Raw genomic sequence first — 12,774 nt, 5'->3', positions numbered from 1 at the left:
TCGCATTGGGTTATTCATTGATTTTCGGCATAAACTCCCTTCTGGCAATCGTATGAGGTTTTTTAATAGAATCGTCTTTTTTTCTTTGTTTCAAATTGGAGTTTTTGGATTCGTATTGGCCCAGACTCCAAAGGCTGATAGTCTTTTGATGATTATTCAAAACTCTTCGGTCGATACTATCAAGGCCAAGGCATTTGCGGATCTCGGTGCCGAATTGATGGGGGAGGACGTGTCCAAATCAGAATCTTACTTGGATGAAGCCATTCGAATTGCCAACCTTTCTCAAAACAACAAGGGACTTGCCTATGCCTACAATATCAAGGGGAGACTGTTTGCCCAGCAGGGAAAACTCCAAGAGGCGATGCAGGTTTTTGAGATTGCACTCAATCAGTTCAGATCGATCGGCGACAAGACCGGTGAGGCCAATGTCCTCAGCAACCTTGGTTCGATTTATTTTAGGATGGGCAATAACAAAAAAGCTCTTGAACATCACTTCCAGTCACTGAAGATCTCGGAAGAGATCGGAAATACTTTGCGTATCGCCACCTCATACAACAACATCGGCACGGTATACCAGCAAGCGGAGGCAACGATAGAGGATGCACTAGCTTCATATAAGAAAGCGCTTGAAGGATTCACTAAAATCGACAACCAACCCGGGATGGCAACTGTTGCCATGAATATTGGGGAGATTTATTTTTTGGAGTCTAAGCTCGATTCTGCGATTCAATACCATGAACTTGCGCTCGGCCTTTGTGATGGTACGCTCGACGCCACTTTTCCGCTGACGCAATTGGGCGAAATATATGGTGCCAAGGGAGAATTCAACACCGCTTTTTCGTACCATAGACGGGCCCTGTCCATCGCGGAAAGCCTTGATGCCAAATATGAAGTCGCGCAATCCCTCATTGGCTACGCCAAAACGCTCAAGAGACAGGGAGATATCGACGGCACGATCGCGGCACTGGAGAGGGCTAGGAGCATCTCCATGGAAATCGACGCGAAAAGCGAACTTCTAAACGCCTTCATGGTGCTTTCCGAGATGTACGCGCTCAAGGGTGATTTCAAAACTGCCTATCTGTATGAGCTGGAGGTCAAAAAAGTGAGCGATGAAATCTCAAAATCCAGCACCGAACAAATGGTCAAGCAGCTTCAGTTTGATTTTGAATTAAGCCAGAAACAGGCGGAAATCGAGTTATTGCAGAAAGATACCGAGTTAAAAAATGCTGCTGTCTTCAACCAACGAATTATCATTTTCACTGCTTTGGGGGGATTGGTCCTTTTCATCGCGATCAGTATTTTCCTTTTCAGGAATAACTTAAGCAAGCAAAAGGCCAACAGCCTCCTGCAAGCCCAAAAAGAGGAAATCCGCGAACAGCGGGAAAAAGTGGAGTCAGCCTTTGACCAATTGAAATCCGCGCAGGCCCAACTGATCCAATCCGAAAAGATGGCATCTTTGGGTGAATTGACGGCCGGAATCGCCCATGAAATCAGGAATCCGCTGAATTTTGTCAACAATTTTTCTGAAGTCAGCAACGAACTCATCGTCGAAGTGCTGGATGAGCGGACCAAGCCGGTCGAGCGTCGCAACGAGAAACTCATCACTGATATTTTGGGCGACATCAAGGAAAACTTGGAGAAAATCAACCACCATGGAAAACGTGCAGATGCGATAGTTCAAGGCATGCTGCAACACAGCAGGACAAGCACTGGCGAAAAAGCAATGACTGATATCAATTCCTTGGCCGCTGAATACCTGAGACTTTCTTACCATGGAATGCAAGCAAAAGACAATGCGTTTAACGTCCAATCAAAATCCTTTTTTGATCCAAATCTTCCTAAAATGAAAGTGATTCCCCAAGATATTGGTCGGGTATTCTTAAACATCATCAACAATGCCTTTCAAGCTTGTGTCAACTACAAGCCTGAGGCTGTTGCCGGGCAAAACGGAAAGCCCGAGGATATTTACTTGCCGACCGTGACCGTCAAAACATCTCTGGTCAAATCCGCAGCGGGTGGTCTGTTGGCACAAGTTTCTATCGCCGACAATGGACCTGGAATTCCTGAATCCATCAAGGACAAGATTTTTCAGCCTTTTTTCACTACAAAACCAACTGGACAGGGAACGGGCCTGGGGCTTAGTTTGAGCTATGATATCATCAAGGCCCATGGTGGAGAGATCAGCGTTGACTCAACCGTCGGAAAAGGTACTGTGTTCACCCTTTCGCTTCCTGTTGTTTAGGTTTTTGGGATGGCTGGGATGAGGGTGGAGAATCGTAGCCCAGAATGCCAATGAGTTTCAGTTCTTTGGGTAAAGTGGGTTATTCCGTGCCGGCCCGTGGCTTTTTGTTTCGGTTTTTTCGATAAAGTACATGCATGATTCCATCCTTCAGTCCGACATCGGGTACGATCATTTTCTTGGACGATGCGGCTTCCATCGCGGCAAGGTAGATTTTGGATGCGGGAATGATTACATCCGCGCGATCTGGGTTTAGATTTAACTTATTGACCCGCTCGTCGATGGAAAACGATTCAAGGTAGGATTGGACTTCCTTGATTTTTTCGATGGTGAGAAACCGCTTGTTTTTACTTGGATTCGAAAGTTCAAAAATCTTGCTGATGTTGCCGCCGGTACCTATGGAGATGATTTGGTCTTTTTTGGTGACATGGTCGCCTATGAACTTGCTCATGCTTTTCCAAACTGGAAGGGGAATGGTATCTTCCAAGGCACGTACAGAACCGATTTTGAATGATTTGGTGGCGATTTTTTCCCGATTGATATAGATGTTCAATTCGGTACTTCCTCCGCCCACGTCGATGTGCAGGTAGGATTTGTCATCGATGTAATTGCCAAGGGCAAGGTTGATCAACTCTGCCTCGTGATTTCCGTCGATGATGTTGATTTTTAGTCCAATATCCTCACGCACTTCCTCGACGATTTCTTTCCCGTTGATGGATTCCCGCATGGCCGAAGTCGCGCAAGCCATATAATCGTCCACTTCGTACAGGTCGATCAACAGTTTGAAGGCTTTCATCAACTTTACAAACTTGCGTTTGTTTTTGTCGGAAATCTTCTGCTCATGAAACACATCAAGCCCAAGCCGCAATGGAAAACGCAGGTATTCCAGTTTCTTGAAGTTGGTATTGCCTTCGTAGTGCGTCACGTGGGTGATTTGGAGGCGGATGGCATTGGAACCTATGTCGACGGCGGCAAGTTTCAAAGGGTATAGGATTGGTTTTTTACAAATATCCTGAGTTCAATTTAACCCAAGTTCTCCAAATATTCGAGAGGATTGTGATTTAAGTGCTCAAATAAAAAAGGGGTGATTTTTCACCCCAGCCAATTTCCCTCGATCACATTTCTTGATAATAGTGTTTTTTGAGCTTCTTTTTTACTCTGAAGAAGCTATAAACGCCAATAATCAGTGTTGCCAAACTCAGTGCAAAAGCCAAATAGCCTAGTTCGCGGATGTGTTCCAACGCATTCACTTCCATCAATGCGGTGCCACTTACCAAAAAATAAAGTGAAGTCCGAATAAAGGAAAGCAGGGTCCGGTCATTAGCCAAGTAGGTTCTCTGACGAGCCAAATAATCCCTCACAATCAACTCCTGTTCGGTAAAGTTTTCTTTTTCCATCTTTTCAATTTTTTTGCAAAGATAATTGTTTGTCATTTTTGCCAATGTGACAAAGATACCTAACCCCTGGGATCACCTGTATGTTCAATTCCTAATGATTCCTCTGACGAGTTCCATCTTCTGTTCCCATTCAAATCACTACCTTTGACCCATGATGGATTTTAGGACCAAGGGTAAGGTGGTCGTCACCTGCAAGGATAAGTTTGCACCCTTTTTAAAAAGAGAATTGTTAGAATTGGGGTACAAGCCCCTTTTGACCGGAAATACGCACGTGGAGTTGGAAGGCACCTTGTTGGATTGCATTGTACTCAATCTACACCTCAGGACGGCAAGCCATGTTTTGTTTGAAATTCGCTCCTTTTACCTACACCATGCTGATGATATTTATCGAAGGATCAAGGCCATTCCCTGGGAAGAGTATATTACTGAGAATACCTATTTTTCTGTGATTTCTTCGGTGGATCATCCCAGTGTCAACAATCCGCTTTTTGTCAACGTCCGCATCAAGGATGCCATTGCGGATCGATTTCGTGAAAGGACGGGTGTCCGTCCGGATTCCGGTTCGGAGTTGAGAGGAGCTGTTTTCCAAATGTTTTGGAAGGATACCCGGGCAAGTCTGTATTTCAATACTTCCGGAGAAACCCTTGCCAAACACGGTTACCGAAAGATTCCCGGTAAGGCACCCATGTTGGAGGCCCTTGCCTCATCCGTTATCATGGCGACCGAATGGGATATGTACAGCCCCTTCGTAAATCCGATGTGTGGCTCCGGAACCTTGGCGATCGAGGCGGCCATGATGGCAACAAATAGGTTTCCGGGTAGTCTGAGGGAATACTTTGCGTTTCAACATATTCTTGGCTATGAGGAGGAATTCCTCGAAAGGCAGCGAAGAAAGATGGAGGACAAAGTGACCAAAAAGCCAAACCTAAAGATCATCGCTTCTGACATCAGTACCCAAGCGATTTTGTTTGCTCGGGAAAATGCCATGCTAGCTGGAGTGGAAGATTTGATTGACTTTCAGGTTTGTGATTTTGAGGAGACGGAGTTTCCCGAAAATGCAGATGGAGTCGTGATTTTCAACCCAGAATATGGCGAACGGCTAGGAGAGGAGGGCGATTTGGCAGACACCTACAAGAGAATGGGGGATTTTATGAAACAGCGCTGCGCCGGATACACGGGCTATATTTTCACGGGAAACCCAAGTTTGGGAAAACGAGTGGGACTTCGTGCTTCGCGAAAAATTGAATTCTACAACGGCACCATCGACTGCAGGTTGATGAAGTTTGAATTGTACAAGGGAAAAAGCAATGCCTGATGGGCGCAGGGTTTGGAATATAATCGGATAAGATTGGCTCCTTGAAACGAAAAAAGGCTTCCGGAATCGAATCGGAAGCCTTTTTTGTTTTCTGGTACCCTCAGGATCAAAGCATCTTCAATACATTGTCGATTTTGGACTTGAGATCTATAATCGCCTTGCTGTAGCGCTCGTCCCATTCTGTGAGTCTTGCTGTGGATTTTGACTCTGTTTCGTATTTGATACCCGGCAAAATCCAAGAGGCATAACCGCTAAATGGGTCCGTGGACACGTAGAGCGAACGGTACCAATTTCCAAAATACATGCCTTTGGGATCGATGAAGCTTTTTTCCAGACTCAGCATAGCCTTGTTGATTTCCTTCGACTTTTTGCTTTCTATTTGATCACTTGCTAGTGCTGCCGCTAATTTCTGATCCAAGGTTTCGGCACTTGCTTTTAATGCTTCGAGCGCTTGGGTTGATTTTTCAAAGCCTTTGAACCCGCTTTCGTATGATTTTACATTCTTTTCTGCCTGAGCGAAGTGTTCCTTGAGGTCTTTGGCATAGCGGCCTGCTTCATAAGGAATGATATCAGCATTTGCCAATCTAATCGCTGCAATACCTACAACCTGTTCGACGGTGCCACCCATCTTGAAGCTCGGGTCAGCGAATTTTTCATAAAAATATAGGTCATCATAGTTGGTGTGGTAGAGCGAGGGACCGCCGGCACCGCCACTCATGGACGGCACGCCCACATGCATGTAGAACGCGATATGGTCGGATCCGCCGCCAAGGCTCCCGATTACAGGTTCCTCCTGTTTTCCAGCCCAGACTTCGTAAACGGTCTTGGATGAATCCGGAAAAGCGACGGTTTTGGCTGATTCCATGATGATTTTCTTCAAGGTTGGAGCCGCAGCAAATCCAAAATTCCTCCCTGAAACAGCCGCATCCAAGTTGATATAGGCAACAGCCTTGGCACTGAGTTCGTCGCGCAGTTGCTCCACCCATTCCGTCGAGCCGATGACGCCATGTTCCTCAGCATCCCAATGGGCGATCATGATCGACCGTGCCGGTCTTTTTCCTTCTTTTGCAAGTTTTCCTAAGGTCTCACTCATGCTAAGAAGCATTGCGGTCCCTGAGTTTGGATCTGTGGAGCCAAAATTCCATGCATCGTAGTGACAGCCGAGGATCACCCATTCGTCGGGATTCGTGGCGCCCTTGAGTGTACCGACCACATTGTAGGCACGGGTGATACCTTTTTCCTGGTTGACTTTGAGGCGTACGGTGAGTTCGTTGCCTCCCTCCAACCGATAGGTGAACGGAAGACCGCCCTGCCATCCAGCCGGAACAGGCTTCCCTTTCATCTTGCCAATGATTTCCTTGGCAGATCCATAGGAAATCGGAGTCACGGGAATGGTATGCAATCCGACTTCCTCGGGCTTCAGTCTATTGATTTTGGTTTTCCCATCCATTGGCAATGCAGGTTCGAAGGGCGTAAGTGGATCGCCGGTCCAGTCCACGGTCAATAAAGATCCCCGTTGGATAGAACTTTCACTGAATCCCGTTCCTTCCGGAAAAACCAATCCCCTCATGTATCCCGCGTCGGCTGGGTCTGTAAAGATGATCAATCCCGCCGCACCATATTGCTCGGCAAATTTTGCCTTATATCCACGAAAGTTACCTCCATATCTTGCAAGCACTATCTTCCCCTTGATATCCACGCCCATTTCGACGAGTTTTTCAAAGTCTGCCTTGGTGCCATAGTTGGCATAGACTACCTCCGCCGTCACGTCACCACTTCCAGAATATGCATTCCAGCCTTTCCATAAGTTTGGATTGGCAGAATAAGGGTCCTCTGGCAAAATATTCTCCTGCTGGTTCAAAGGTTGCCGAATTGGTGTTACTAATTCGACGAGCGATTCCCCTGGCCCCTTTGAAAGGTAGAGGTCATATGGGTATACATTCACTTCCCAACCTGCGGCTTTCATTGCTTCAGCCATGTAGTCCCGTACCTTTTCGTTGGCAGGCGTGCCGGCGACATGGGGTTCGGAGGTAATCGCGAACAAATGCGTCTTGAATCTGCTAAAGTCGACAGATGATTGGAATGATTTTTCAAAGGCAACCTGTGCTGGTCGGTTTTTTGCGCTGAATCCGTCTAAATTTTGGCCCTTTGCCACAGAACCAAAAAGGACCAACAATGCCAAGAAAAGAAAATTTCGCTTTTTCATAAGGTGGTGGAATGTAATTCGTGTTTACGCAAAGATATTCAAAGGACCATTTGCAGTGCCCTAATCTTGTTGAATGGTATTTATTTTCCTTGGTCGAAAAAAGAAATCCCCACATGATTCATGCGGGGATTTCGACGGTTTAAGTTCAAGGGTAATAAATTCTTGGAGTATTTTTTAATTTCTAAGTCGGATGATTGAGTTAATTGATGGCTGACAAATAAACTATTGATTTTCTGTATTCCGAACGAATCCTTGATTTTTTTCGTGACTTTTCAATTGTCAACGTATTCAAATTTCAAGCCACTTATCCGATACCAATTCCCTTAAAAGAGGTACCATGAGAGAAGAGTAGCAGCCTGGAATCTTTTTTGGAAACTATTTTGTTCAAAGGTAAGCATTTTCAACATCAATATGTAAAATTTACATATTGAAAATTTTATCGCAAATGATCGTTTCCAATCCCGAGTTACTGGCTATTCAAAATTCGGAAGTTGTTCCCCAATTGACCTTGGATTGTGTGATTTTCGGCTTTCATGCTGGTCAACTCAAAGTCCTTTTGGTCAAGTGGAAGGGCACCAATTTTTGGAGTTTGCCGGGTGGGGTCGTCAGGCAGAGCGAATCCTTGAACGATGCCGCCACTAGGATTCTGACCCAAAGGACAGGATTGGTTGATATTTTCTTGCGACAGTTCCATACTTTTGGTGATAGTAATAGGTATGATAAGGAGTCTGTATCCGAGAAGCTTGCGTCCGTTGTGCCGAAGCACATGTGGTATGACCGGGCTATTTCAGTTGGGTACTACGCTTTGGTGAATTATGCGCAGGTTTTCCCGACACCCGATGAGATGTCGGATTCCTGCGAGTGGAGGGGCCTGGACGAGCTGCCCGAGTTGCTTTTTGATCACTCTGAGATATTGAAAACCGCATTGGATTATTTGCGAAAGGAAATTGCCCATCAACCCGTTGGACTTAATTTGTTGCCTCTTAAATTTACCATGCCGGAAATGATGCGCATGTACGAGGCGATCTTGGGTAGAAAGATTGATCCAAGGAATTTCCAAAAGAAAATACTCAAGTCAGGAATCGTGATCAAGTCGAAAGAAGTGAAGAAAGGCACGGCCCACAGATCTCCTTTTTTTTACTATTTCGACAACAAAAAATATGGGGAAGTGCTTCAATCTGGCAGCCTGTTTTTTATTTGAAGCGTGATTGATACCTTGTGTGTAGAACTGCCTACAATATGCCTTACAGCCTACCGAAGATCCAAAAAATAGCCTTTACGCTGGTCACGATAGTTTTTGGTGTTTTTATCCTCTATGTCGGTGATTTCATTTTTGTACCGCTTTTGTGGGGGACTTTCTTTTCGTTTTTGTTGTATCCAATCACTAATTGGCTTGAAAGTAAGCGCATACCAAGGGCCGTTGCCATATGGGTGACGATTGTGGTTATGGCGGCTTTGGTGGGTCTGATTTTTTACCTTTTGATTAATCAGGTATTGCAGTTGATTTTGGAAGTCCCGAATTTGAAGGTGGCATTTCAGGAAAAGATCAGTCGATATTTGGCTGATTTTTCTGAGATATTTGGCATTTCTTCCGAAACGGCAAATGGAGGGCAGTTTTTGACTTTCGAAAGGATCAACAGCGGGCTTCTTGAGACGGGGAAGTCGCTGGTACTAATCGGAATTATTCCACTCTATATTTTTCTGCTTTTGTACTACAAGGACTTTTTTATTGAGTTTTTGAAACGGATATCTGGGGCGCGTTTTGAGTCGGTTCAGTTTTGGGTCAATGATTCGGGTGAGGTTATCAAATCCTACATCGTAGGGATGATCTTTGTAACATTCATTGTGTCCTGCATGGCCGGTCTACTTTTTTATTCGATCGGCGTCAAGTTCTATTTGTTGTTTGCGGTATTTATCGCGGTCATGAATTTGATTCCTTACGTGGGCGTATTGATCAGCTCATTTTTGGTCGTGTTTTATGTGCTTTTGACTACTGATAGTGTATTTTATCCATTGTTTACGCTTTTTATGCTTTGGGTCATGCAGGGCGTGGAAAACAATATCATTACTCCATTTGTCGTGGGTACCAAAGTCAAAGTCAATGCACTTGCAGTCGTGCTGGCAATCCTGGCTGGTGGCGCTTTGTGGGGCGTCTCAGGGATGATACTTTTTATTCCCATGGTTGGTGTATTGAAAATCACCCTCGATAGAATTCCGGGCTTGGCCCCATACGGGTATTTGCTCGGGGACAACGTGCCTGTGTTTGAACGCCGGGAGAATTTTTGGAAGATAATTTTGAGGAAACTTGGCAAAAAGCAAAAAGACAAGTAGAGAGTTTCAGGTTTGTTTGCGCATTTAGCAATAAAAAAAAAGAGGCCTGAAGACCTCTTGAGTGCGCACGAGAAGATTCGAACTTCCACGCCAAGGGCGCTGCCGCCTGAAGACAGTGCGTCTACCAATTTCGCCACGTGCGCAAGAATTAAATAGTCGGGCAGGCATCTAGATAGCTATCGGAAGAACCTACGACCGTTTTAACTTATTGTCGGGGTGGCAGGATTCGAACCTACGACCTCCACATCCCAAATGTGGCGCGATACCGGGCTACGCTACACCCCGAACTGGTATCTGGATTTATCCCCAAACTTGCTGGAGAAACCGGATTTTTCACACCCGTCAAATCGCAGAGAGTGGGGGATTCGAACCCCCGGTACAGTTTAACCCGTACGACAGTTTAGCAAACTGTTGGTTTCAGCCACTCACCCAACTCTCTTTTTCAGCTTTTGCTTCCGCTTTCCAATATTTAAACTTTCTGCCCCAAACGGACGCATTTTTGGAAAGCGATGCAAATATAAACGATAATTTGCCACATTCACAAAGTACGATATTAATAAAACGCTCCTATTCGCGGGCGTTTCAGCGTTGGATTTTTAATTGATTGGAAATCAGAGTGAATCTGGAAGCTACAAGGCTTTACTTTTTTTGAGTGAATTCAATTTGTTCTACTGTTAAGTCAGCGCTGGGGTTTGATTGTTCATTTAAATGATATTCTGTAAATGTCTGATTTTTAAATTGATATTATCAAATTCATGCATCTCTACAATGTAATGAAACTCCAAGTTGTCAATTGGAGAAAAAATACCCTGTTTAGGGTATTTTTTGACTTCGCGCTTATGTCTAGATTTATCAGCGTCAAATGGGCAACAGCAATAGGGCAAGCTCGGTCCCAAAAATTGGCGAAAAAAACAGATTAGCACAGGATTAAAAATTTACCGCTATGATTATTCATTCTTTGTTTGGGAATTTTTGCGTAGTTGCAAATTCAAGGAAACCAGATGGTTTGTTGCTGCAATCCCGGTCAAGAATTGCCCTAAACAGAATTTTTGACGATAAGCGTGTAAGAGATAATGAATCAGGCGATTATCCTTTTTTTGTCGAGCTAGGCAGGCAGGAGTTTGCCCATGTGTTGATCACATTGACGAAGGATATTTCCTATGAGAATTTCGACAAGGATATATCGGAACTTGAAGTGATATCATCGAGAGTGTAAGTCCGATAGCTTTATTTTTGGGGAAATTCTTCCAAGGGTCTAAAAAAAATAGATTCATCGAATTGTGTTTTTTGTACTGTAAAATGTATTTTATTGTCATTTTTTGCATTTTTTGATCAAATCATTACACTCAGGTTGGTTAAAATTTATTATTTGGGTGATTTTGAAATTTGATTATTCAGTATATTTCAACCCTGATCACCCCAAAATTCCCTTAACTGAAGTCAAGTTTCTCTCCTTCATTCGTCAAAAACCATGTTGAGGTCCAAAGAAATCGAGATGTACATGCCTTCGTATCTTTACGATTCGAAAAATCTATTGGTGTGTGTATTGGATGCTGATGGACAAATATTGCATGGTGGTGAGCTGTTTAAGTCTTTTTTTTCTCTTCCAAAGTTTCCCTTATTCACTTCCTTTTACAGTTTGACTCAGGATTCACAAAAATCTTATTTTGAGGATATTATGTTGGAAGTAATGGGGAGTCCTTATGAGATTTTTTCAGCAGTCCAGTATTATCCACGCGGCAACGTACAATGGGAATTTTCACTTTTGAAAAACAACGATGGCGATTTTTTGGGGATTATGGGAATCGGTACAGTTCGGAAGGAGTCTGATTCGAATATTTTGGCAACAACCGAGAATATTCGCCCAGAGAAGGATATCCATTTTCAACTCGATCAAAATTGGGAGATAATCCACCTGAACGATGCTGCGGAGGCCTTTTTTGGAGGAAATCGGCACGGACTTCTGAATCAAAAGGTTTGGCAGGTATTTCCCAACAGTAAGATATATGAGTATGCCTTGGAATTCAAAAAGGTAAAAGAAGACAAGCGGGAAAGGATTTTCGAGGATTTCATTCCAGAATTGGGGCGGTGGTACCAGATTCATATCGACCCACGTTTGGAGCATTTGGACATTTTCTTCAAAGACACCTCCGAGGTGCAATTGTTGGAGAATGAGCTTTCCAGATTGGGTTATTCCTTAGATGCGGTGCTAAATGGCTCAGAGGAAGCGATGATTTTGTTGAGCCATGATTTGCGGGTGCTGCGTTTTAATCCGAAAGCTGTAGAACAAATAGCCATTTTCTTGGACAAAGAAATCCGAGTGGGTGACAAATTCCTGCAAAATCTCCTTCCCGGCATAGAGCAAAAAATCCTCGGGCAGTTGGAGTCAATCATAAGCGGACACGAGATTTGCTTCGAAAAAGAAATCGGCGCGATTGGCAATCCAAATAACAGGCTTTTCCAACACCGGATTTTCCCCGTACGCGACAACACGGGCAAATTGATTGGCTTCGTTTATGCCAACAGGGATGTGCATGAAAATAGAGATTTGGTGGTCAAATTGTCAAAAGACTACCACAATCTACGGGAGATTGCCTATCAACAATTTTTGGAACTCCGTTCGCCTTTGTCTTCGATCTTAGGCCTTTTGGAGCTTCTTGACAAGGAACAACTGGACAAGGAGAATCAAAAGTACCTGTCGTATATCCGGATTTTGGCCGACGAATTGGATCAGATCATCCGTAAGAACTCGCAAAAAATCAACGATTCCCTTCATTGATTTTCCCATATCCTCAAACATTTTTTTAGACAAACTGTTCCCTCCCTGAATTCAAACTTTGGGGAGATGAAAGAATTGTTGATTGAAGTGAAAAAGAATGGGAATGGTCACCGCCGGATAGAAGCTGTGGACCAAATCAAACCACTCCTGATTTCGAATGGGCTTTTCATCAGACACAAGGGAAACCTGGTCAAAATCAAATGGTCAGATATCCTTTGGCTGAAGGGTGATGGAAACTACACCACAATGGTGACACGAAATCAAGTGTATTCCTTACGGAATATCCTGAAGGAATTTGAATCTATCTTGCCGGAGAATGAGTTTTTCAGAATCCATAAAAGCTACATCGTGCGGCTAGACGAAATCGTAAGTATCAATCCCCGCGAGATCGTAGTCGGCTCGGATGCCGTCCCGGTTGGTCGGTCCTATTTCCAAGATTTGCTCCAGGGGATCAAAAAGCTTGGAACCAACGGCGCAGAGTAGACTCACCGGCCATTTCGTAGCTCA

At 44.3% G+C, this 12,774-nt stretch carries 10 protein-coding genes and 3 tRNA genes; 7 read left to right on the top strand and 6 right to left on the bottom strand.

Annotation, left to right across the window (positions count from 1 at the left end):
• The first annotated feature begins 148 nt into the window (after nucleotides 1-148).
• Complete coding sequence (locus C943_RS00265; RefSeq protein ID WP_245545486.1) at nucleotides 149-2,242, top strand: tetratricopeptide repeat-containing sensor histidine kinase; 2,094 nt, start codon at nucleotides 149-151, stop codon at nucleotides 2,240-2,242.
• A gap of 79 nt (nucleotides 2,243-2,321) precedes the next feature.
• Here the strand turns inward: C943_RS00265 and C943_RS00260 are convergent, their stop codons facing one another.
• Both C943_RS00260 and C943_RS00255 read right to left on the bottom strand, forming a co-directional pair.
• A complete protein-coding gene (locus C943_RS00260; protein ID WP_008623218.1) occupies nucleotides 2,322-3,221 on the bottom strand; it encodes a Ppx/GppA phosphatase family protein in 900 nt (299 codons plus the stop codon).
• A 133-nt stretch (nucleotides 3,222-3,354) separates the two neighbouring features.
• A complete protein-coding gene (locus tag C943_RS00255) occupies nucleotides 3,355-3,636 on the bottom strand; it encodes a DUF202 domain-containing protein (RefSeq protein ID WP_008623216.1) in 282 nt (93 codons plus the stop codon).
• A gap of 151 nt (nucleotides 3,637-3,787) precedes the next feature.
• On the opposite strand from C943_RS00255, the gene C943_RS00250 reads away from it, so the two are divergent.
• The gene (locus C943_RS00250) at nucleotides 3,788-4,951 is read left to right on the top strand and encodes a THUMP domain-containing class I SAM-dependent RNA methyltransferase (protein ID WP_008623214.1); all 1,164 of its coding nucleotides are present in this window, start codon (nucleotides 3,788-3,790) and stop codon (nucleotides 4,949-4,951) included.
• A 106-nt stretch (nucleotides 4,952-5,057) separates the two neighbouring features.
• On the opposite strand, the gene C943_RS00245 is transcribed toward C943_RS00250, so the two are convergent.
• Nucleotides 5,058-7,157, bottom strand: a complete 2,100-nt coding sequence (locus C943_RS00245) for a M28 family peptidase (protein ID WP_008623212.1) — start codon at nucleotides 7,155-7,157, stop codon at nucleotides 5,058-5,060.
• A gap of 445 nt (nucleotides 7,158-7,602) precedes the next feature.
• On the opposite strand from C943_RS00245, the gene C943_RS00240 reads away from it, so the two are divergent.
• Both C943_RS00240 and C943_RS00235 read left to right on the top strand, forming a co-directional pair.
• Nucleotides 7,603-8,358, top strand: a complete 756-nt coding sequence (locus tag C943_RS00240) for an NUDIX hydrolase (protein ID WP_008623209.1) — start codon at nucleotides 7,603-7,605, stop codon at nucleotides 8,356-8,358.
• 38 nt (nucleotides 8,359-8,396) lie between these two features.
• Nucleotides 8,397-9,488 (top strand): AI-2E family transporter, encoded by a 1,092-nt coding sequence (locus C943_RS00235; protein WP_008623207.1) that lies wholly within the window; start codon nucleotides 8,397-8,399, stop codon nucleotides 9,486-9,488.
• Nucleotides 9,489-9,550: 62 nt separating this feature from the next.
• Here the strand turns inward: C943_RS00235 and C943_RS00230 are convergent.
• The 3 genes from C943_RS00230 to C943_RS00220 all read right to left on the bottom strand — a co-directional run bounded on the left by C943_RS00230 (nucleotide 9,551) and on the right by C943_RS00220 (nucleotide 9,927).
• Nucleotides 9,551-9,631 (bottom strand) — tRNA-Leu (locus C943_RS00230).
• Between the two features lie 68 nt (nucleotides 9,632-9,699).
• Nucleotides 9,700-9,773: transfer RNA gene (locus C943_RS00225), tRNA-Pro, on the bottom strand.
• A 65-nt stretch (nucleotides 9,774-9,838) separates the two neighbouring features.
• Nucleotides 9,839-9,927, bottom strand: a tRNA-Ser gene (locus C943_RS00220).
• Between the two features lie 504 nt (nucleotides 9,928-10,431).
• Here C943_RS00220 and C943_RS00215 point away from each other — a divergent pair.
• The 3 genes from C943_RS00215 (at nucleotide 10,432) to C943_RS00205 (ending at nucleotide 12,750) form a co-directional block, all read left to right on the top strand.
• Entirely contained in the window at nucleotides 10,432-10,704 is a 273-nt protein-coding gene (locus tag C943_RS00215; RefSeq protein ID WP_008623203.1) for a hypothetical protein, read from the top strand.
• Between the two features lie 255 nt (nucleotides 10,705-10,959).
• Nucleotides 10,960-12,267, top strand: coding sequence for a PAS domain-containing protein (locus C943_RS00210; RefSeq protein WP_040478352.1), 1,308 nt, complete (start codon nucleotides 10,960-10,962; stop codon nucleotides 12,265-12,267).
• A gap of 66 nt (nucleotides 12,268-12,333) precedes the next feature.
• Nucleotides 12,334-12,750, top strand: a complete 417-nt coding sequence (locus C943_RS00205) for a LytR/AlgR family response regulator transcription factor (RefSeq protein ID WP_008623199.1) — start codon at nucleotides 12,334-12,336, stop codon at nucleotides 12,748-12,750.
• Nucleotides 12,751-12,774: the final 24 nt, after the last annotated feature.

The organism is Mariniradius saccharolyticus AK6, assembly GCF_000330725.2.
Classification (GTDB): domain Bacteria; phylum Bacteroidota; class Bacteroidia; order Cytophagales; family Cyclobacteriaceae; genus Mariniradius; species Mariniradius saccharolyticus.
This window is presented reverse-complemented; position numbering and strand designations above follow the sequence as displayed.

Coding starts and splice junctions, on each gene's coding strand:
- C943_RS00265 (WP_245545486.1), top strand. CDS start 149: ATGATTATTCAAAACTCTTCGGTCGATACTATCAAGGCCAAGGCATTT.
- C943_RS00255 (WP_008623216.1), bottom strand. CDS start 3,636: ATGGAAAAAGAAAACTTTACCGAACAGGAGTTGATTGTGAGGGATTAT.
- C943_RS00250 (WP_008623214.1), top strand. CDS start 3,788: ATGATGGATTTTAGGACCAAGGGTAAGGTGGTCGTCACCTGCAAGGAT.
- C943_RS00245 (WP_008623212.1), bottom strand. CDS start 7,157: ATGAAAAAGCGAAATTTTCTTTTCTTGGCATTGTTGGTCCTTTTTGGT.
- C943_RS00240 (WP_008623209.1), top strand. CDS start 7,603: ATGATCGTTTCCAATCCCGAGTTACTGGCTATTCAAAATTCGGAAGTT.
- C943_RS00235 (WP_008623207.1), top strand. CDS start 8,397: ATGCCTTACAGCCTACCGAAGATCCAAAAAATAGCCTTTACGCTGGTC.
- C943_RS00215 (WP_008623203.1), top strand. CDS start 10,432: ATGATTATTCATTCTTTGTTTGGGAATTTTTGCGTAGTTGCAAATTCA.
- C943_RS00210 (WP_040478352.1), top strand. CDS start 10,960: ATGTTGAGGTCCAAAGAAATCGAGATGTACATGCCTTCGTATCTTTAC.
- C943_RS00205 (WP_008623199.1), top strand. CDS start 12,334: ATGAAAGAATTGTTGATTGAAGTGAAAAAGAATGGGAATGGTCACCGC.